This window comes from Catellatospora sp. IY07-71 (assembly GCF_018326265.1).
Classification (GTDB): Bacteria; Actinomycetota; Actinomycetes; order Mycobacteriales; family Micromonosporaceae; genus Catellatospora.
Map to the genome: position 1 here is coordinate 3,773,627 of NZ_AP023360.1, position 19,877 is coordinate 3,793,503.

Sequence of the window (19,877 nt, forward strand, 5' to 3'; positions counted from 1 at the left end):
GGATCGCCGCGCCGGTAGGGCGGCCCGTTCAGGTGCGGGTCTGCGCCAGCCGCAGTGCCGGCTTACGCGATGAGCGACCAGCCGCCCGGCTTCGCCACCTCTACAGAGTCCGTCGGCCGTTCCCGGTGGGGTGGTTCAGCGGCCGGCGGGGGCGGGTGTGCGGGGGAGGCGCCCCGCCGCGACGAGACCGCACACGGCCACCACGGCGAGGACGGCCATCGCGAGCGCGTACGAGCGCTCCGGGGTGACCGTGATGCCGGCGACGATGATGGTGCCCGCGATCGCGGTGCCCAGGGACGAGCCGAGGTTGGACACGCTGCGGGACAGGCCGGAGATCTCGCCCTGCTGGCTCTCGCCGAAGCTGGACTGCACCACGTTGACCGACGGGGTCAGCATCAGGCCCAGCCCGAGGCCGATGAACAGCAGGCCGGGCGCGAACGCCCACACGTTCGGCGACCACGCGACCATCGCCAGCAGGAGCGCGACGCCGACCGCGGTGAGCACGAACCCGGCCTGGATCAGGGTGCGCTGCGGGCGGCGCTTGGCCAGGCGCTCGGCGGCCAGGGACGAGACGAGCAGGCCCACGGTCGCGGCGGTGAAGATGATGCCGGTCTCGATGGCGTCGTAGCCGCGTACCACCTGCAGGTAGGCGGCGACCGTGAACGAGGTGCCCATCAGGATCAGCCACTGCGCGTTCTGGGTGACCAGGCCCAGGTTCGAGGTGCGGTTGCGGAACAGGGACGTGGACAGCAGCGGCTCCTGCCCGGCGCGCTCCTTGGCCCGCACCGAGCGGAAGAACAGCACCAGGAACAGCACACCGGCGGCGATCAGGGCCAGCATCAGCCAGCCGTTGTCGTCGGCGGCGAGGATGCCCGCGACGAGCAGGACCAGACCGGTCGCGGACAGCACGGCGCCGCGGGTGTCGAAGGGCCGGGTCGGGTCCGGCGGCAGCGGGTCGGGGACCCGGCGGCTGAGCACCACGATCGCCGCGATGACGGCGGCCTGGAACACGAACGCCCAGCGCCAGCTCGCCGCCGAGGTGATCAGGCCGCCGATGAGCGGGCCGGCCGCGGCGCCGACGCCGCCTGCCGCGCTGATCGCGCCGAACGCGCGGGCGCGCGCGGCCACGCCGGTGAACAGCAGCGTGGTGAGGATGTAGACGGGCGGGATGAGCAGCGCGGTGCCGACGCCCTCCAGGATCGAGTTGCCTAGGATGAGTACGCCCAGGCTGGGCGAGACCGCGCTGATCAGCGCGCCGACGCCGTACAGGATGAGCCCGGCGGTGAAGCAGCGCTTGCGGCCGTAGCGGTCGGTCAGCTTGCCGCCGGGGATCATCAGCGCCGCCATCACCAGCAGGAAGATCGTGATCGCGACCTGCACGCCCTGCACGGTGGTGTTCAGGTCCTGGCTGATGTCGTTGATCATCACGTTCATGTTGGAGCCGGCGAAGCTGCAGATGAACTGGGCCAGCGCCAGCGGGACGAGTGCCCGGCGCAGCTCGGCGGGCGGTCGCCCCGTCACGTCCACGGCACCCGTCACGCTGGTCACAGCTTCGCGGTCAGCGACGGGCGCAGGCGGCTGACCGCCTCGACCCGCACCCGGCCCCGGCCGAACGCGTCCACCCGCCCCCACCGGCCGGGGATGCCGAGCAGCTCGATCCGGCCCATGCCGGCCGGCAGCGCCGCGTCGACGACCAGGCTGTCGCCCAGCGGCTGCAGGCCGAGCATGGTCCGCAGCAGCAGCAGCGGAGCGCCCGTGGACCACGCCTGCGGGCTGCACGCCGTCGGGTACTGCACCGGGTAGCGGGTCGCCTCGCGCGGGTAGCCGCCGAACGCCTCCGGCAGCCGGCCGTCGAAGTACTCGGCCGCGTCGAGGATGCCCGCGGCGATCTGCGCCGCCTCCTTCTTGAAGCCGTAACGGCGCAGGCCCCAGGCGATGAACGAGCAGTCGAACGGCCACACCGTGCCCACGTGGTAGCCGATCGGGTTGTAGCGGCCCTCGCCCACGGCCAGCGTGCGCACGCCCCAGCCGGAGTACAGCCGCGGCCCCATCAGGTGCCGGGCCACCGCCCGCGCCTTGGACCGGTCCACGATGCCGCTCCACAGCAGGTGCCCGATATTCGACGACAACGCGTCGACCTGCTTGCCCTCGGTGTCGCGGGCCAGTGCGAAGTACTCCCCGTCGGCGACCCAGTAGTCGCGGTTGAAGCGCCGCTTCAGGTCGGCGGCCTGGCGCTCCAGCTCGGCGGCGTACTCCGGGTCGCGCCAGATCTCGCGGGCCATCCGGGCTCCGCGCACCCGCGCGTCGTAGGCGTAGCCCTGCAGCTCGCAGGTGGCGCGGGGGAAGCCGGGCAGGCGGCCGTCACGGTAGGAGATGGAGTCCCAGGAGTCCTTCCAGCACTGGTTCTCCAGGCCGGTCTCCTCGTTGCGGCGGCGGTACCAGATGTATCCGTCGCCCATCAGGTCGGCGTACTCGTCGATCCAGCGCAGCGCGGCGCGCGCCTCCAGCTCCAGGTCCTTCACCAGGGCCTTGTCACCGGTCCAGCGCTCGTACTCGTCCAGCAGCACCACGAACAGGGGGGTGGCGTCGGCGTTGCCGTAGTAGGGCGTGTGCGGCTGGTCCCGGAACGCCGCCGACTCCCCGTAGCGCATCTCGTGCAGGATCCGGCCCGGGTCCTCGTCGCGGAAGTCGTCGAGCCGGGTGCCCTGGCGTGAGGCCAGCTCGCGCAGCGTGGTGGCGGCGAGCTCGGGCACGAACGGCAGCGCCTGCAGGCTGGTGAAGATGCTGTCGCGCCCGAACATGGTCATGAACCAGGGCAGGCCGGCGGCGGGCAGGCTGCGCCCACCCGAGGACAGCGGCGAGAAGCGCAGCGCCGCCAGGTCGATCAGGCTGCGCCGGTACGTGTTGTGCAGCGGCTCCCAGTCGCTTTCCAGATGGGGCGCGTCTGCCAGCCATTTGTCCAGCTCGCCGCCCAGGTTCTCGGCCGGCGGGGCGAGCAGGATCGGCTTGTCGTCGTAGCCGCGTACGCCTGGGACCACCTCCAGCTCCGCGGTCCAGGCCTGCTGCGGCTGGATGCGCGCGGTCCAGGTCATGCCCTGCTCGTCGTATTCGGGCCGGGGCTGCGCGGTGACCGTGGTGTAGCGATGGAAGGTCTCGCGCCGGTAGCCGAACGTCAGCCGGTCACGCTCGGCCTTGGCGTAGAGTTCGCCCTTCTTCTGCTGGGCGTTCTTCACGTCGAACAGGTCGGCGAAGTCGCTGCCCGCGTCCAGCCGGATGGACAGCTCGACCGGCTCCTCGCCGTGGTTGAGGATCTCCAGGCGCTCGCGGAAGCCGTCGCTCACCTCGCGCAGCCGCATCACCGACAGCTTCGCGTCGATGTAGACGGTGCCGGTGCCGGGCACGAGGAAGAACTGGGTCTGGAAGTACTGCAGGTCGTCGACGCTGAGCATGGCCAGCCGCTGCCCGTCCACGGTCAGCACCCAGCTCGACAGGAAGCGGGTGTCCCAGGAGAACAGGCCGGTGGGGTCGGTGGGCGACGCCTCGATGTCTCCCTTGTCGTCGCTGACCACGAACGTGTTGCCGTGCAGGATGCGCACCTGGTCAGCCATGGCCGTTCCCGGTACGTTCCGGGCCCGCGAACAGGCGCTGGGTGAGCATGAGCAGCTCCGGGTCGCCCTCGGCGCCGATGGCGCCGCGCAGGTAGGCGGCCATGGTGTTGTCGGAGCCCTGCAGGATGCTGTCGAACGTGGCGGTGTCGGTCCGTACGGCGCAGTCGCCGCCGCGGGCGCGCTTGGACACGGTGACGTCGCCGCGGTCGATGTCCACCAGCCAGCGCTGCACGGCCCGGCCTTCGCCGATGTCGAACCGAATACTCCCGGTGACCCGGCGCAGCAGTGGCTCATGGCCGCGTCTGCCGAGTTCGGCAAAGAACGTCTCCGTCGCCGTGGGCATGGCGATCAACTCCTCCGAGAGGGGCGGGTTGTCCTGAGCATAATACTGGCAGCCGGTTGATGAGCTTTTATTGCGATTCACGGCAGAGCTGGCAACTTCGCCACATCAGCCCGATTAAAAGCGCAAGGTGTACGCATGAGCAGTGTCTCCGGGAACGGCCGGTCCGGCCCTCGTTTGCCCTCACCGGTGGCCGACCTCGCCGGCAACCCGCTCGCCCCACGGGGGAAGGTCGCCGGGCTGACCTGGGTGCCGTGGTGGGTCTTCCTGATCACCGGGGTCTTCTGGCTGGTCGTCGCCTGGGTCGTGCTCGCCTTCAACACCAGCAGCCTGAAGACCGTCGCCGTGCTCGCCGGGATCGTGATCCTGGTGGCCGCGGTCGCCGAGCTGTTCGACATGTTCTTCGCGCCCGGCTGGCGCTGGCTGCACGGCATCCTCGGCATCGTCTTCCTGCTCACCGGGTTCTTCGCGTTCATCAACCCGGGCAAGACGGTGTTCTGGCTGGCCGCGATCCTCGGCTGGTACCTGCTGTTCAAGGGCGCGGCCGACATCGTGCTGGCGTTCCTGAGCAAGCGCGAGCACGACCTGTGGTGGGTCGGGCTGCTCGTCGGCATGCTGGAGCTGCTGCTGGGCCTGTGGGCCGCCGGCCGCTTCTTCCGCTCGGTCACCCTGCTGGTCGTCGTCATCGGGGTGATCGCGCTGATGCGGGCCATCACCGACTTCGTGATGGCCTTCCGGGTACGCGACATGGTCCGCGCCGCCCGCGAGCAGTGACCTCAGCCGAACTCGGTGCCGAACCACTCGCCCGTGCCGGGCCCCGCCAGGCAGTGGAAGATCCACCGGTCCCGGCCGAGCTGCACCGGCCACGGCTCCAGCTCCCAGCCCACGGTGCGGCGCGGGTCGCGGCTGCACGCCGCCAGCACCCGGGCGTTGCACACCGCGGCCACCACCGGATGCTCGATCAGCTCCTCCTGCCGCAGGTAGACGGCATCCTCGGGCAGTTCACCCGCGGCGAACGTCTCCCAGTAGTGCTCCTCGTCCGGGCGGTAGCGCTTCGGTGTCCGCCCCAGGCCGCCGGGGATCACCAGGCCGCCCCAGCACATCGGCGACGCGGGCACGTAGTAGCCGTCCCGCGCCACGAAACCGGCGGGGACGGTCGGGGCACCGCCGGACGGCGACGGGGTGGGGGTGACCACGACGGTCGCGGCGTTGCCGGGCTCGATCAGGGTGGGCGTCGGAGTACGCTGCTGCACCACGGTCGGCTCGGCGCCGGGCGGCGGCGCGACGGTGCCCCGCAGAGCCGCCGCGACCTGCGCGATCGCCGCGCCGAACGCGGCCGCGCTCGCCCAGCGCGCCTCGGGGTCGGCCGCCAGCGCCCGCTCGATCAGCGCCGCCACCGGCGCGGGCACCTCCGGTCCCAGCGGCGGGGGCGGCTGGCTGAGCCGCATCATCGCCGCCGCGAACGGGTTCTCGGCGAGGAACGGCCGCCGCCCGGTCAGGCACTCGTACGCGACCACGCCGAGGGCGTACACGTCGCTGCGGGGCGTGGCCGGGTGGCCCAGCACCTGCTCCGGGGCCAGATAGGACAGGGTGCCGATGACCGCGCCGGTCGCGGTCAGCGCCGTCGCGCCGTCGCGCCGGGCGATGCCGAAGTCGGTGAGCAGCAGCGTCCCGTCCGGACGGACCAGCAGGTTGCCCGGCTTCACGTCGCGGTGCACGATGCCCCGGCCGTGCACCGCGTGCAGCGCGTTCGTCGCCTGCCCCACCAGGTGCAGCGTGGCCGGAGCGGACAGCCTGCCGTAGCGGGTGAGCACCTTGGACAGCGGCTCGCCGTCGACGTACTCCATCACCAGGTAGGCGCCGTCTGGCCCGTGCTGGAAGTCGTGGATGGCGACCACACCCGGGTGGCGTACCCCCGCCATGGCCCGCGCCTCGGCCAGGAAGCGGCGGGTGAAGTCCTCGTCGTCGGCCAGCGCGGCCAGCACGGTCTTCACCGCGACCGGGCGGCCCAGCACCACGTCGGTGGCCCGCCACACCTCGCCCATGCCGCCCGCGCCGATGCGCTCGTCCATGCGGTAGCGGCCGTTGAGCAGTCCGGGGTGGGTCGCCGTCATGCCCGCCACAGTAGGCTGCGCCGGTGACGCTGGCTCTGCCGCCCGGGGACTTCCGGGCCTACCTGTTCGACTGCGACGGCACCATCGCCGACAACATGCCCCTGCACTTCCGCGCCTGGCAGCAGGCGCTCGGCGAGTACGGCTGCGAGCTGTCCGAGGAGCTGTTCTACGCCTGGGGCGGCCGCTCGGTGCTCGACATCATCGTCGACCTCAACGCGGCGCAGGGCCTGGACATGCCGGTGCCGGCGGTCGACCGCCGCCGCGAGGAGCTCTACCAGGAGCTGCTGCCGGAGCTGACCGCGGTGCCCGAGGTGGTGTGGCACGTCGAGGACGGGCACGGCCGCGTCCCGATGGCCGTGGTGTCCGGCGGCACCCGCGAGCCGGTCTCCCTGTCGCTGCGCACGCTCGGCCTGCTGGACCGCTTCGACGTGCTGGTCTGCGCGGGGGAGTACACCCGCGGCAAGCCCGACCCGGAGTGCTTCCTGCTGGCCGCCGCGCACCTGGGGGTGGCGCCCGAGCACTGCCTCGTCTTCGAGGACACCGAGCTGGGCATGCAGGCCGCGGCCGCCGCCGGCATGGCCGCCGTGCGGGTCCCGCCGCCGTGGGAGCGGACGGCATCCGCCGCGCTGGGCAACCCCTGAGTTGCCGAGGCGGCTTCTGGGTTGCCGTCTCAGGCATGAGGTGTGCTCGCCGGGGCCACAACTTCTGGGTTGTAGGTACAACCCAGAAGTTGTGGCCCCGGCATGGACCTATGCCCGGCTGGGCTCGCGCCTGGGGAACAGCGTGTACCAGACCGGCCAGCCCAGCAGCCAGATGACCAGCACGGAGGACAGGCGCCAGATCCAGCCCGCCAGCTCGGCGGTGCGCGCGGCGTCGCCGACGTACCAGATGGCCGTGGCCAGCAGCACCACCGCGATCAGCCAGGCCACGAACGCCTTGCCCCACTCGCGCCACTCGTGACGGGTGCGGGCCGCGCCGTAGCGCGGCGGCGGCACCGGGGCCGGTCCGCCCGCGAAGCGGTGCGCGAACCGCACGTCGGCCCAGCGCACCATCGAATGCCCGAACGCCACCGAGAAGCCCAGGTACGCCGCGGCCAGGCCGTGCGCGAACGTCGCGGTGGCGCCCCGGTGCAGGTCGATCGCCGTCGCGGCGAGCAGCACCAGGTCGGTCACCGGCACCGCGACCAGCAGCACCGTCGAGACGGTCTGCCACCGCAGCAGGTAACGGGCGGCCAGTCCCGCGCCGAGGATGACCCAGAACCCGATCTCGCACGCGGCGATGACGAACAGCAGCATGGTTCGATCGTCTCCGTGGGGCGGACCCCGCGCCTCGGAGCACGGCACGAGACCGGCGTACACCGAAGGATGTAGGCGGCCTCCGTCCCCGGCCGGTCGCCGGGCCGCCACGCGATGTGTTGTGATCAAGCGGTGACCGCACGCTGGCCCTCCTGGCGGACCGACCTGGTGATCAGCCTGGTCTCGTTCGCGGGCGGCCTGCTGCTGTACGCCGCGGGCGGCTGGCGCATGTTCCTCGGCGACGGGCCCTGGTCCGGGGCGCCGGACTGGCTGCTGCTCGTCCCGATGACCGTCATGGCGGGCTGCTGCCTGCTGCGCCGCCTCGCCCCGGGCACGGCCGAGGGCATCGGCCTGGTCGCGCTGGCCGCCGACACCATGCTCGGCGGCTCGCTGGGCACCGCGCTGATCTTCACACAGGTGGTGTACGACGCCTGCGTCTACGGCCGCGCCTGGCTGTGGCGGGCCAACCTCATCGGCGGGGTGGCCGGTTCGGTGCTGGCCGCGGTGGCGGGCGTGCTCGCCGCCCGCGACTGGCGCGGCATCGTGCTGGGCCTGGTCGTCGCGCTGATCGTGGTGCTGCCGACGGTCACCGGCATCAGCGTGCGTCAGTATCGCGAGCAGGCTCGCATCCAGCGGCAACGCGCCGAGGAGACGGTCCGGTTGGCCGCCTGGGAACGCCGCCAGGCCGTCGCCGACGAGCGCGCCCGGATGGCGCGCGAGCTGCACGACGTGGTCGCCAACCAGCTCAGCGCGATCGCCATCCACGCCACCGCGGTGCTGTCCGCGCCCGACCCGAGCCCGCAGCTCGTCCGCCGCGCCGTCGAGCAGATCCGGGAGAGCAGCGTGTCCGGCCTGGCCGAGATGCGGCAGATGATCGGCCTGCTGCGCGACACCGGCGACGGCGAGAGCGCCGATCCGGCGGCCCGGCCCGGCCTGGCCTCCCTGCCGCAGCTGGTCGCCCAGGCCGAGGCCGCCGGGCTCGCCGTCGAGGTGCACACGGCCGGCACGGACCGGCCGCTGCCGGTCAGCGTCGACTTCGCCGCCCACCGGATCGTGGGGGAGAGCCTGACCAACGCCTGGAAGCACGGCAGCGGCACGGCCGTGCTGCGCGTCGACGCCGACGACGATCGGGTGCTGATCGAGGTCGACAATCCAGTGCGGCCGAGTGCGGCCGTCACCGGCAGCGGGCACGGCCTGATCGGTATGCGGGAGCGGGCCGCTCTGCTCGGCGGCACGCTCACGTCGGGCACCGGGGACACCGCGGGCGCGGCGAGCGGCCGCTGGCGGCTGCGCGCGGAGCTGCCGCTGCGGCATGACCCGGGAGCCGCCGCGTGAGCGCGCTTCGGTGCGGGCAGGCCGCACCGGACGGCGCGCTCCGGCGGGCACGGTCGGGGAGGGCAGCGTGAGCATCCGCGTGGTGGTCGCCGACGACCAGCCCGCCGTGCGCTCCGGCATCGTGCTGATCCTGGGCACGCAGCCGGACATCGAGGTGGTGGGCGAGGCCGCCGACGGGGCGCGGGCGGTCGAGCTGTGCCGCCGCGAGCGGCCCGACGTGGCGCTGCTCGACGTGCGCATGCCGGTGCTCGACGGCATCGCGGCCACCCGGGAGATCGTGGCGGAGCAGCTCGCCCAGGTGCTCATCCTGACCACGTTCGACCTCGACGAGTACGTGTTCGGCGGGCTGCGGGCCGGGGCGGCGGGCTTCCTGCTGAAGGACATCGAGGCGGCCGCGCTGGCCGAGGCGGTGCGCACGGTCGCCCGCGGCGACGCGATCATCGCCCCGGCGGCGACCCGGCGGCTGCTTGACCGCTTCCTGGCCGCGCCGGAGTGGACCGACCCGGCTGCCGCGCCCGACCTGGACACGCTGACCGGACGGGAGCGGGACGTGCTCGGCTGCCTCGGCGCCGGGCTGTCCAACGCGGACGCGGCGCTGGCCCTGCACATGGCGGAGGCGACGGTGAAGACGCACGTGAGCCGGATCCTGGCGAAGCTGGGCCTGCGCAGCCGCGTGCAGGCGGCGATCCTGGCCCGGGAACACGGTCTGCGGCCGCCGTCCTGACCGCCGCGCGGCGCGTAGGGTGGCCGGGTGACCGTTGCACTCTCCGAGCTCGCCAAGCGGCTCATCGATGCCGACACCTTCGCCACGCTGGCCACGGTGAACCCGAACGGGTCGCCGCAGAGCAGCGTCGTCTGGGTGACCCGTGACGGCGACCACGTCGTCTTCTCGACCATCCTCGGCCGCCGCAAGACGCGCAACATGCAGCGCGAGCCGCGGGTGTCGCTGACCCTGTTCGACCCGGCGAACCCGTACCAGTACGTCGAGGTCCGGGGCGAGGTGACGATGACCGAGCAGGGCGGCCCGGAGCTGATCCAGGAGCTGTCCCAGCGCTACACCGGCAAGCCGTTCACCGAGCACAGCCCGGACAACGTACGCGTGGTGTGCCGGCTGACCCCCGCGAAGGTGTTCTCCCGCTGACCTGGACGCGTTAAGAAGGGCACCTTCTACAACGGAATCCGTTAAGAAGGTGCCCTTCCTTGCTTCGGTCAGCGGCCCTGGAGGGCCTTGACGTTGTCGCCGAAGGTCCAGTTCTTCGACCCGTCCCAGTTGATGGACCACGTCATCAGGCCCTTGAGCTGGCCGTTGTACGTGTTCCAGGCCTGGGACACCAGGGACGGCGACATGTAGCCGCCGCCCGCGCCGACCTGCGCGGGCAGGCCGGGGACCTGCTTGTCGAACGGCACCCGGATCGTCACGCCCTGGATGACCAGGCCGGTGTTGAGGCAGTTGGTCTGCGCGACGAAGCCCTGCACGGTGCCGGCGGAGTACGAGTCACCGGCGCAGCCGTACATGCTGCCGTTGTAGTACTGCATGTTCAACCACCAGAGTCGCCCGTTGTCGGCGTACTTCTTGATGATCGGCAGGTACGAGCCCCAGATCGAGCCGTAGACGACGCTGCCGCCGGTGACGTACGCGGTCTCCGGCGCCATGGTCAGGCCGAAGTTGGACGGCATCTGCGCGAGCACGCCGTCGATGATGCGGATCAGGTTGGCCTGCGAGGTGGACAGCGTGTTGATGTTGCCGCTGCCGGACAGGCCGGTCTCGATGTCGATGTCGATGCCGTCGAAGTTGTACTTCTTCAGGATCGGCACCACGGTGGCGACGAACCGGTCGGCCACGGCGGAGGAGCTGAGGTCGATGCCGGCGGTGGCGCCGCCGATGGACAGCAGGATGGTCAGGCCGGCGGCCTTGGCCTCGCACATCTCGGCCGGGGTGGCGACCTTGACGCCCGCGTCCATGCCGTCCTCCCACTTCACGGTGCCGTCGGAGAGGATCACCGGGAAGGCGGCGTTGATGACGTTGTAGCCGTGCTGGCGGATGGCGGCGTTGGTGATCGGGGTCCAGCCGAACGGCGGGTGCACGCCGTTGGCCGAGCCGTCCCAGTTCTCCCAGTAGCCGTGCAGCACCTTGCCGGTGGGCCGGGACTTGACCGGGCAGGTGGTGCCGCCGGGCGAGGTGGACGGCGACGGCGGGGCCGAGACCGACGGGGAGGGCGACGGCGGCCGCGAGGGCGAGGCCGACGGGGACGGCGACGGCGGCCGGGACGGCGAGGCCGACGCGGACGGCGACGGCGGGGTGCCGTCGCAGGCGCCGAGGTCCTTCCACAGCGACGGGGTGGCCGCGGGGTTCCAGCCGGCGCCGACGTACGCGGTGTGGGTGACCAGGGCCTGGTAGAGGCGGCCGTTGTAGGTGACCTGGGTGCCGGCGGTGTAGGTGTTGCCCTCGGCCCAGGCCGGGGCGGTGCAGACGGCGAGCGCCGCCACCGGGGTGGGGGCGGCCTGGCCGTTCGGGGCGGAGACCATGGCCACGGCCAGGGTCGCCGTCACGCTGGCGGCGACGGCGATCGCCCAGCGCGCCGAGCGGCGGATCGAGCGGGTGGGAGTGTTCGGCATGGCGCCATTATTAGGAAAGCTTACTGTCAATGTCCATGGGTGCACGGATGCCAATGTGGTGTTTAAGCCTGAGTTAATGAAAGGCCCGCCACCGGCGCGGTGACGGGCCCTCCGATCAGGAGCGTCGTCGGCTCAGCGGCGGCGCACCGGCTGCTGGCGCGTGGCCTGGGGTGGCACGTCCGCAACCATGTGCTGCTCCACCTCGGCCAGCGACGGCTCGTCGGCGTCCAGCGCCTCCAGTTGCCCGCTCATGAACTTGCGCAGGCGCGCCCGGTACTCCCGGTCGAACTGCTGCAGGGCCTCGATGCGCTGCTGCAGCGCCGCCCGCTTGCCCTCCAGGCTGCCGACCACGTCCTCGTACTGCTGCAGCGCGTCGCCCTCCAGCCGGTCGGCCTTGGCCTGGGCGTCGTCGAGGATGTCCTCGGCACGGTGCCGCGCGTCGGTCAGCACCTTCTCGCTCTCGCGCCGCGTCGTCTCCGCGTGCGCCTGCGCCTCACGGGAGACCTCCACCGCCTTGGCCTGCGCGGCGGCCTGGATCCGGGCGGCCTCCTCGCGCGCCGCCTCGACCATCGCGCGTGCCTCGCGCGCGATCTCCTCGGACTTGGCGCGCGCCTCGGCGTGGATGCGCCCCGCCTCCTGCTGCGCGGTGGCGATGTGCTCGTCGGCGGTCCGCCGGGCCAGCACCAGCACCTGCAGCGCCTGCCGCTCCGCCTCCGGGTCGGCGAGCACGGGCTCGGCGTGCTCCAGCACCTCGGCGTCCGCGGCCGCGCCGCCGAACAGGCCCTTGACGCGGCCCTTCAGCCGGTTGTCGGTCATGGGACGATCTCCTCACCGTAGCGTTCGGACCGCGCGACCGACGTCGGCCGGGCACGTCCCCCAGGCGCGGAACACCACCGTCGAGGGCAGGCAGAATCGTAGCCAACCAGCCGTTTCGGGGGAAGGCTGTTCACCCGGCCCGCCGACCCCGGGCGGGTGTTCCCGCCGCCGGGGTCGGTTCACCTGACCTGCCCCGACGCCACGGAAGGCGGAGCAGGCGCCGCCACCGGCCGACTCCGCCGCGCCGATTGTCGCCATTCTGCTCCTGCTCAGGGCGCTCGGCGCGGTCCGGCTGTGACGCCGCCGCGCCGAAGAAGTCGCCGCCCTTGCGGCGTACGTCGTCGGTGCCCCAGGCGCGCTCGCGCGGCGCCTTGACCATGCGCGGGATGTGCTTGGCGCAGTGGATGTACGCCTCCACCACGTCCACCACCACCCAGCGTTCGGCCCGGCGCCCCGGCACCGGGTCCACCGGCAGCTCCGGGCACTCGGCGCGGGCCTGCGCGTCCTCCATGATCGTGGCGCGGCCGTTGACGTGCAGCCCGATGACGTCTTTGACGAAGTCCATGAACAGCAGCCCGACGTGCGCGTTCTCGCTGATGTTGCCCAGGCTGGCCAGCACGCCGTTGCCGCGGTACTCCGGCCACATCAGCCGGGTCGGCCCCACCACGTGCATGAACCCGGCCGGCCCGGCGCGGAACGTGGCGTCGCACTCGCCGCGCGCGTCGGCGGTGGCCACGAAGACCATCTCCTGCGCCCGTACGAAGGTGATCATGCGCTCGTTGAGGTGGTCGAGGACCTGCTGGTCGTAGAAGCGCTGCGCCCGTTCGGCCGTGCCGTGCGCGGCCTGCAGCACACGCTCCCCGGCCGAGCCCTGGACCACGGCGATGCTCGTCATTGCCGCCTCCCTCCGCCGACGTGCGCCGGCGCACGCGATCGAGGTTCGCGGATGGGAGGGCGCCCGCGTCGCACATCAGGTGCGACACGGGCCCCGTCAACGGGTGGTACGCCGCTGGTGCTGCAGCACGCCGACCCCGGCCAGCACCGCGATCAGCGCGCCGAGCACCCAGTACGGCCAGGTCGTGGAGGTGGGGGCGAGCGGCGCGTCCGGCGAGGTGGCGCTGACGGTCGCCACCGACCCGGCCGTCGGGCCGTGCTCGTCCAGCGCCGGGTCGGGCTGGTTGGTCGGCGCCTGCCAGTCGGCCGGGGCCTGGGTGAGCCTGCCCTGGTAGTCGAAGCGGATCTCGCCGGAGACCCGGTCGCCGTCGGTGGCCACCGACTTGTAGGTGATCGTGTAGACGCCGGTCTGCGGCCAGTACCCCACCGGGATGACCGTGGGGAACCCGACGGTGTAGACCTGGGATTCCCAGTTGCCGTTGACCAGGTTCAGCTCCTGCACCGGCGTGGGCAGCGGCTTCGGCTCGCCGCCGGACCAGCCGCGGTCCACCCGGGTGCCGTCCGGCGCGGTGATGCTGAAGAACGCGTTCGAGGCGGGCTTCTCGGTGAAGTAGAGCCGCACGTCCACCAGCGGCTCGGTGACCGTGCTCTTGTCGGCCGGGTCGGAGAACGCGAGCTGGCCGTGCGCCTGCGCGGGCGCGGGCACCAGCGCGACGGCGGCGACGACGGCGAACACGACCGCGATCTTTCGAAGCATGGCGATGAACCTAAGGGATCGAAGTCCGCCGCACCACCCTGTCCCAGGTGGAGGTCACCACCAGGACAGGCTGCCCTGCCAGCCGCCGAGGGCACGGCCCGGATCGTCCTGCAGGACGCGGTCCAGGACGGTGGCGTACACGTCGCGGAAGTCGGTCGTGAACTTGAGGTCGCCGTCGTCGAGATCGGTCAGGCTGGGCTGCTCGCCGTACAGGCCACCGGGCACGGACTCGCCCAGCAGGAAGACGTTGGACGCGGTGCCGTGGTCGGTGCCGTCGGAGGCGTTGGCCCGCACCCGCCGCCCGAACTCGGAGTAGATCAGCACCACCACGTCCTTGCCCGCCGGGTGCCCGTTGATCCGCTGGTAGAACGCGGTGACGCCCCGGTCCAGGTACGACAGCAGCGTCTCCTGCAGGTTGCGCTCGTCGGCGTGCGTGTCGAAGCCGCCCAGCGACACGGAGAAGACCCGCGTCGACACGCCCGCCTCGATGCACTGTGCCACCAGGTCGAGCTGCGCCTGGAGCCCGGCCAGGCCGCCGGTGCCGGTCGCGGCCGGGGTGTCGTCGCCCCCGCCGGCGCCGTCCTCCTCGTCGGCGGCGTCCTTCACCTGCTGTGCCATCTCGCGTACGCGGGCCAGGTCCCCGAAGCACGCCGCGGCGCGGGCCTGCAGCGGCGGCTCCCCGGCAGCGGGCGCGGCGAGCCCGGCGAGCACCTCGGCGGTGACCGCCTTCGGCAGCTTCGCGTCGGCCGCGCCGATCACCGCCCCGGCGCAGTTCTGCCCGGCGAGCAGCGGCGGCAGCACCTTCTCGAACGACACGGCCAGCCGGGGGTCGGCGCCCGCGCCGTCGAGCCAGCGGCCGATCCAGCCGGTGTTGCCGGGCCGCTCGGGGGAGGCGGTCTGCCAGATGTCCATGGAGCGGAAGTGGCTGCGGTCGGGCTTCGGGTAGCCGACGCCGCGCACGATCGCCAGCCGCTTCGTGCCGAACAGCCCGTGCAGGCCCTTCAGGCCCGGATTCAGGCCGGTGGTGTCGTCGAGGCGGAGCACCTCGCCGCCGTCGTACGCCAGCTCCGGCCGCGCGTCCTGGTACGCCCGGTCGGCGTACGGGATCACGGTGTTGAGGCCGTCGTTGCCGCCGTACAGCGTGATCACGACCAGGGTCTTCGCGCCCTCGGGCCGCTCGCCGGCGGTGTCGAACAGGTCGGTCAGGCTCAGCGTGGCGGCGCCCGCCGCCAGCGCGCCGCCGCCGACCACCCCGCTGGCGATCAGGAACCTGCGCCGGGTCGTGGTGTCCATGCTCGGTCCTCCCCGGGTCTCAGTGGACGGTGTACTCGGGGCTGATCAGCCCCAGCACGGTCAGCCTGCGTACGTCCTTCGCGGCTTCGGCCAGCACCGCGCGGGTGCGGTCGGTCCACGCGTCCACCACCAGCAGCCGGGCCAGCGCCTCCGGCCGCCCGGCGGCGGGCGCGGCGGACAGCCGCTCGGTGAACGCGGGGCTCGCCGCGGCGGCCAGCGCCTGCGCCAGCTGCACCTTCGTCTGCGTGCTGAACGTGTTGAGCCACGCGGTGCCCGCCGGCCACCCGCCCACGCTCGGCGGCCGGAACGGCACCTGGTCGAGCCGGTTGAGCCCCTGGTAGACCTGCTTGCGCTGCTTCTGCCCGGCCGCGGTGCCGGCCGCGCCGAGCTGGCGCACCGCGCCCACCAGCCACTCGACCGGCTGCTTGACCAGCTGCCCGCCGGTCGCGCCGAACGCCTCGTCGGTGAACAGCGCCCGCAGCAGCGCGGACACGTCACGCCCGGCGAACGCGGCGGACAGCCGGTCGCGTACCGCGTCGGGCATGGGCTCGCCGGAGGCGAACCGGAACCACAGCCGCGCGGGCAGGAACGTGCCCGCCGCGGGCTGGTCCAGCAGGATCGCGGCCAGGCCGTCGGCGTCCAGCGGGCCGGTGCGCCCGAGCACCGTCTTCTCCGTCTTGTCGTGCCGCGCGGGCTGGAACACGGCCCTGCCGCTGTCCCGGTTCACCGTCCAGCCGGTCAGCGCCCGAGCGGCCGCTTTCACGTCGGCCTCGGTGTACGCGCCGATGCCCAGCGTGAACAGCTCCATCAGCTCGCGGGCCAGGTTCTCGTTGGGCGCCTTGCGGGTGTTGCGCTGCCCGTCCAGCCAGTGGATCAGCGCCGCATCGCGCAGCATGGCCCGCACCAGGCCGCCGAAGTCACCGCGCCCCTCGCGCCGGAACACCTGCTGCTGGGCCAGCATCAGGTGCGCCGAGTTGACCTTCTGCACGCTGGTGGCCCAGTGCCCGTGCCAGAAGAACACCAGCTTCTCGCCGAACTGGTGCTCGGCCGCGATCATGCGGTCCACCCACCAGTGGGTCAGCTCCTGCACCTGCGCCTTACGCGCCTGCCGGGCCTTCTGCCGCTGCTCCCGCGAGGCACCCTTGGCCAGGCTCTGATACGGATCCGCGCCCAGCTCCGGCTCGGGCGTGCGCGCCGCCCCCGCGTCGGTCCCGCCCGGCCGCAGCAACCGCTCGACGGTCGCCGCGTACCCGTCGCGCTCGGCCCGGTCCACCTCGTCGGCGGTCGGCCCGAACGTCGCCCGCCGCAGCAGGTGCGCGACCTTTTCGCGTTCGCCCATACCCGCGATCCTAAAAGCACAAAGATCAGCCCCACCCCCACGCGATGTTCGGGCTACGTAAATCCGCGCCCCGCCCGCCCAACACCACGACGATCTTGCGTGAACTGTGGGTGCGACACGCCCCTTTCGGGCATATCCCTAACAGTTCACGCAAGATCGTCGCGATCTTGGGTGGTCCGGGTCAGTGGGCCGCCTCGCGGTTGTAGCGGGAGCGGGCCCAGAAGAAGCAGAGGACGGTGAGGGCCGCGCACCAGGCGGTGGCGAGCCAGGCGCTGTCGCCGATGCCGGTGCCCAGGAGCAGGCCGCGGATGGTCTCCATGACCGGGGTGAAGGGCTGGTACTCGGCGGCCCAGCTCACTCCGGCGGGCATCGAGTCGGTGGGGACGAATCCGCTGCCCAGGAACGGGAGCAGGATCAGCGGCATGGGCAGGTTGCTGGCCGACTCGACGGTGCGCGCGGTCAGGCCGCAGGCCACGCCGAACCAGATCACGGCGAGCGAGACCAGGGTCAGCATCCCGGTGGCGGCCAGCCACTCGACCGGCGTGGCGTTCGGGCGGAAGCCGACGAGCAGCGCGACGCCGATCACGACGGCCAGGGCGAGCAGCATCTGCACCAGGTTGCCGACGACGTGGCCGGTCAGCACCGAGGGCCGGAAGATGGCCATGGTGCGGAACCGGTTGATGATGCCCTCGGTCATGTCCTGCGCCACCCCGATCGCGGTGAGCTGCGCGATGCTCGCGATGGCCAGCAGCAGGATGCCGGGCGTGACGTAGTCGGCGTACGCGGCCCGCCCGCCGCCCGCGGCGATGCCGTCGCCCAGCGTGCCGCCGAACACGTACACGAACAGCAGCAGCATGATCACCGGGATGCCGACCAGGAAGCCGATCAGCGGGTAGCGGCGGGCGCGCAGCAGGTAGCGCCGCAGCATGGTGGTGGAGTCGCGCAGGGCGTAGGCGGTCATCGGGGGGTTGCTCCGTCCAGGGCGGCGGCGTCGGGGCGGCCGGTGAGGGTGAGGAAGACGTCGTCCAGGTCGGGGGTGTGCACGGTCAGCTCGGCGACCTCGACGGCCGCGCCGTCGAGCCGGTCCAGCACCTCGCGCAGCGAGCGCACCCCGCCGTCGCTGGGCACCTGGAGGGTGAGCGCCTCGTCGTCGCGGGTGACCGGGCCGAGCGCGCGGGCGGCGGTCTCCAGCTCGGCGAGTGCGGCGAAGCGCAGCCGGATGTGCCCGCCCGGGATGAGCCGCTTCAGCTCCGCAGGGGTGCCCTCGGCGATGATGCGGCCGTGGTCGAGCAGCGCCACCCGGTCGGCGAGCTGGTCGGCCTCCGCCAGGTACTGCGTGGTGAGCAGGATGGTGACGCCGCCCGCGACCAGCGCGCGGATGCTGTCCCACATGGTGCGGCGGCTGCGCGGGTCCAGGCCGGTGGTCGGCTCGTCGAGGAACACCACGCGCGGGTCGCCGACCAGGGTCATCGCCAGGTCGAGCCGCCGGCGCATGCCGCCGGAGTAGGTCGCCACCGGCTTGTCGGCCGCCTCGGTGAGGTCGAACCGGCCCAGCAGGTCCGCGACCCGGCGGCGGCCCTCCCGCTTGCCCAGGTGGTTCAGGTCGGCCATGAGCGCCAGGTTCTCCCGGGCGGTGAGGTAGCTGTCCACCGCGGAGAACTGGCCGGTGAGGCCGATCGCGGCGCGCACCGCGTCGGGGTCGGCCGCCGGGTCGTGCCCGGCCACCCGCAGCTGCCCCGCGTCGGGGCGCAGCAGGGTGGACAGGATGTGCACGGTGGTGGTCTTGCCCGCGCCGTTCGGGCCGAGCAGGGCGTAGACGGTGCCCGCGGGCACGGTCAGGTCGAGGCCGGTCAGCACGGTCTTGGCGCCGTACGCCTTACGCAGGCCGCGCACCTCGATGGCGGGGGTGGGCATGGTGGTGTCCTCTCAGGATCGGTGGATGGTGATGTCGCCCCAGTGGGTGCGGGCCCGCACCTCGACCCGCTCGTCGGCCTCGGCGGGCCCCGGCGCGCTGTCCAGCGAGTTGCGGATGGCGCCGGAGGTGCGCAGGTCGAGCCAGGCGGCGGTGCCGTGCGGGATGCCGATCTCCAGGCGGCCCGCGGCGGTCACCAGCGACACCGAGCCGCGTACGGCGGATCCGACGCGGATGTCGCCGTGGGCGGTCTGCGCGGTGACCCCGCCCAGCGCCCGCTCCACGGTGATGGAGCCGCTCGCGCCGTTGATCCGGGCCAGGCCGGTGACCTCACCGAGCACGCTCTCGCCGTTGGAGCTCTTGACCACGGCGTCGCCGCCGACGCGCCCGAGCCGGATCCGCCCGGTGCCGGTGGACACCGTGGCGTCGCCGAGCACGTGCTCGGCGCTGATGTCGCCCGCGCCGGTCTCCGCGCGCAGCGGGCCGGTCTCGTCGAACCGGATCCGGCCGTATCCGCTCTGGTAGCGGCACTGCCCGAGCGGGCCCTCGGCGGTCAGCTCGCCGATCCCGGCGTCGCCGTCCACCGACGAGCCGGCCGGCAGCGCGATGTCCACCTCGATGGAGCCGGGGCGGCCCCACATGGAGTTGAGGTGCTTGGGGGTGCGGATCAGCAGCCGGCCGTCGGCGTACTCGACGCGGGTCTCCTCGGCTGCCTTGGCCGCCTTGGCGCTGTTGTTGGCCGGGCGCACCTCGACCACGGTGTCGGTGCGCTCGCCGGCGGTGATGCGCACGTCGGCGGCGAGCAGGCTCAGCGTCACGGCGACGGGCTGGGGGGTGTCGAAAACGGGCATGGTGGTGCCCTCCCTCGGTTCTGGTCGATCAGGTGGGACCGCCGGACGGCGGGGTACGTCTGCGCGCCGGAGCGCGTGTTGCGGGCGGCGGGCTAGCGCACCCAGCCCGTGAAGCGCTGGCCGAGGTCGGGGCCCCGCTCGGCCGTGGCGCGGCGCTCGGCGGGTGCGTCCAGGGCGCCGGCGGCGGCCCGCACCAGCCAGGTGTTGACCGACAGGCGCTCGCGCCCGGCCGCCTCCTCGATGCGGGTCTTCAGATCGTCGGGCAGGCGCAGGTTGATCCGCGAGGTGGCGGCGCCGCCGGCGGACTCGTCCCAGGCGGGGGCCGGGGCGGCCGGGGCGGGTGCGGCCTCGGTCTCGGCCTGCGGCAGGTGCACCACGAATCCGGGGTTCACCCCGCGCAGCCGTACGTCGACAGAGCCCGGAGCCAGGTCGCGGGTGATCTCGTCGGCCGCGGCGGACAGCGCCTCCAGCAGGGTGAGCCGGATGGCCGACTCCAGCGGGGCGGTGAGGCGCTCGGCCAGCGCGCGGGCCTCCGCGCCACCGGCCTCGGCGGCGACGGCGAGCTCGGCGCGCAGCTTCTCGACATACGGCGTCAGGTCCATGGCATCACTATGGCACCACGGTGGCACCACGTGCAACCACTTTGGCGCAGGGTGGTGTCATCGGGGCCATCACCGCAGGTTCAGCTGATCGGCGGAGGTCGAGGT

Annotated in this window: 20 protein-coding genes; 5 read left to right on the forward strand and 15 right to left on the reverse strand. The window is 72.8% G+C overall.

The features are described from left to right. Nucleotides 1-135: 135 nt before the first annotated feature. From CS0771_RS16945 to CS0771_RS16955, 3 genes are read right to left on the reverse strand one after another with little or no spacing between them, the layout of a single operon-like run. Complete coding sequence (locus tag CS0771_RS16945) at nt 136-1,521, reverse strand: MFS transporter (protein ID WP_244870844.1); 1,386 nt, start codon at nt 1,519-1,521, stop codon at nt 136-138. 23 nt (nt 1,522-1,544) lie between these two features. Continuing rightward, entirely contained in the window at nt 1,545-3,608 is a 2,064-nt protein-coding gene (locus CS0771_RS16950; protein ID WP_212841889.1) for a glycogen debranching N-terminal domain-containing protein, read from the reverse strand. Beyond that, a complete protein-coding gene (locus CS0771_RS16955; protein ID WP_212841890.1) occupies nt 3,601-3,951 on the reverse strand; it encodes an SCP2 sterol-binding domain-containing protein in 351 nt (116 codons plus the stop codon). The genes CS0771_RS16950 and CS0771_RS16955 overlap by 8 nt, the downstream gene beginning before the upstream one ends. Before the next feature lie 135 nt (nt 3,952-4,086). Between CS0771_RS16955 and CS0771_RS16960 the strand changes: the two genes are divergently transcribed. Next, nucleotides 4,087-4,722 carry an HdeD family acid-resistance protein gene (locus CS0771_RS16960; RefSeq protein WP_212841891.1) on the forward strand — a complete coding sequence of 212 codons (636 nt, stop codon included), beginning with the start codon at nt 4,087-4,089 and terminating at the stop codon, nt 4,720-4,722. 2 nt (nt 4,723-4,724) lie between these two features. On the opposite strand, the gene CS0771_RS16965 is transcribed toward CS0771_RS16960, so the two are convergent. Then, the gene (locus tag CS0771_RS16965; protein ID WP_212841892.1) at nt 4,725-6,062 is read right to left on the reverse strand and encodes a serine/threonine-protein kinase; all 1,338 of its coding nucleotides are present in this window, start codon (nt 6,060-6,062) and stop codon (nt 4,725-4,727) included. A gap of 23 nt (nt 6,063-6,085) precedes the next feature. Between CS0771_RS16965 and CS0771_RS16970 the strand changes: the two genes are divergently transcribed. Continuing rightward, a complete protein-coding gene (locus CS0771_RS16970) occupies nt 6,086-6,703 on the forward strand; it encodes an HAD family phosphatase (protein WP_212841893.1) in 618 nt (205 codons plus the stop codon). A gap of 108 nt (nt 6,704-6,811) precedes the next feature. Here CS0771_RS16970 and CS0771_RS16975 read toward each other — a convergent pair whose 3' ends face one another. Next, on the reverse strand, nt 6,812-7,357 hold the full coding sequence (locus tag CS0771_RS16975) for a hypothetical protein (protein WP_212841894.1): 546 nt from the start codon (nt 7,355-7,357) through the stop codon (nt 6,812-6,814). A 132-nt stretch (nt 7,358-7,489) separates the two neighbouring features. On the opposite strand from CS0771_RS16975, the gene CS0771_RS16980 reads away from it, so the two are divergent. The 3 genes from CS0771_RS16980 to CS0771_RS16990 all read left to right on the forward strand — a co-directional run bounded on the left by CS0771_RS16980 (nt 7,490) and on the right by CS0771_RS16990 (nt 9,833). Further along, nucleotides 7,490-8,692: a sensor histidine kinase gene (locus tag CS0771_RS16980; protein ID WP_212841895.1), complete on the forward strand. Its 1,203-nt coding sequence runs from the start codon at nt 7,490-7,492 to the stop codon at nt 8,690-8,692. Between the two features lie 67 nt (nt 8,693-8,759). Continuing rightward, nucleotides 8,760-9,416 (forward strand): response regulator transcription factor, encoded by a 657-nt coding sequence (locus CS0771_RS16985; protein WP_244870845.1) that lies wholly within the window; start codon nt 8,760-8,762, stop codon nt 9,414-9,416. A 27-nt stretch (nt 9,417-9,443) separates the two neighbouring features. After that, nucleotides 9,444-9,833 carry a PPOX class F420-dependent oxidoreductase gene (locus tag CS0771_RS16990; RefSeq protein ID WP_212841897.1) on the forward strand — a complete coding sequence of 130 codons (390 nt, stop codon included), beginning with the start codon at nt 9,444-9,446 and terminating at the stop codon, nt 9,831-9,833. 68 nt (nt 9,834-9,901) lie between these two features. On the opposite strand, the gene CS0771_RS16995 is transcribed toward CS0771_RS16990, so the two are convergent. The 10 genes from CS0771_RS16995 to CS0771_RS17040 all read right to left on the reverse strand — a co-directional run bounded on the left by CS0771_RS16995 (nt 9,902) and on the right by CS0771_RS17040 (nt 19,772). Continuing rightward, nucleotides 9,902-11,308: a carbohydrate-binding protein gene (locus tag CS0771_RS16995; RefSeq protein WP_371821420.1), complete on the reverse strand. Its 1,407-nt coding sequence runs from the start codon at nt 11,306-11,308 to the stop codon at nt 9,902-9,904. 132 nt (nt 11,309-11,440) lie between these two features. Then, nucleotides 11,441-12,124 carry a hypothetical protein gene (locus CS0771_RS17000; RefSeq protein WP_212841898.1) on the reverse strand — a complete coding sequence of 228 codons (684 nt, stop codon included), beginning with the start codon at nt 12,122-12,124 and terminating at the stop codon, nt 11,441-11,443. A 130-nt stretch (nt 12,125-12,254) separates the two neighbouring features. After that, nucleotides 12,255-13,019, reverse strand: a complete 765-nt coding sequence (locus CS0771_RS17005; RefSeq protein WP_212841899.1) for a pyridoxamine 5'-phosphate oxidase family protein — start codon at nt 13,017-13,019, stop codon at nt 12,255-12,257. Between the two features lie 96 nt (nt 13,020-13,115). Further along, entirely contained in the window at nt 13,116-13,775 is a 660-nt protein-coding gene (locus CS0771_RS17010; RefSeq protein ID WP_212841900.1) for a copper resistance protein CopC, read from the reverse strand. Nucleotides 13,776-13,829: 54 nt separating this feature from the next. Beyond that, nucleotides 13,830-15,068, reverse strand: coding sequence for a DUF1501 domain-containing protein (locus tag CS0771_RS17015; RefSeq protein ID WP_212841901.1), 1,239 nt, complete (start codon nt 15,066-15,068; stop codon nt 13,830-13,832). Between the two features lie 19 nt (nt 15,069-15,087). After that, the gene (locus CS0771_RS17020; RefSeq protein ID WP_212841902.1) at nt 15,088-16,407 is read right to left on the reverse strand and encodes a DUF1800 family protein; all 1,320 of its coding nucleotides are present in this window, start codon (nt 16,405-16,407) and stop codon (nt 15,088-15,090) included. Between the two features lie 181 nt (nt 16,408-16,588). Next, nucleotides 16,589-17,368, reverse strand: coding sequence for an ABC transporter permease (locus tag CS0771_RS17025; RefSeq protein ID WP_212841903.1), 780 nt, complete (start codon nt 17,366-17,368; stop codon nt 16,589-16,591). Next, nucleotides 17,365-18,321: an ATP-binding cassette domain-containing protein gene (locus CS0771_RS17030; RefSeq protein ID WP_212841904.1), complete on the reverse strand. Its 957-nt coding sequence runs from the start codon at nt 18,319-18,321 to the stop codon at nt 17,365-17,367. The genes CS0771_RS17025 and CS0771_RS17030 overlap by 4 nt, the downstream gene beginning before the upstream one ends. A 12-nt stretch (nt 18,322-18,333) precedes the next feature. Further along, nucleotides 18,334-19,170 carry a DUF4097 family beta strand repeat-containing protein gene (locus CS0771_RS17035; RefSeq protein WP_212841905.1) on the reverse strand — a complete coding sequence of 279 codons (837 nt, stop codon included), beginning with the start codon at nt 19,168-19,170 and terminating at the stop codon, nt 18,334-18,336. Between the two features lie 92 nt (nt 19,171-19,262). Beyond that, the gene (locus CS0771_RS17040) at nt 19,263-19,772 is read right to left on the reverse strand and encodes a hypothetical protein (protein ID WP_212841906.1); all 510 of its coding nucleotides are present in this window, start codon (nt 19,770-19,772) and stop codon (nt 19,263-19,265) included. Nucleotides 19,773-19,877: the final 105 nt, after the last annotated feature.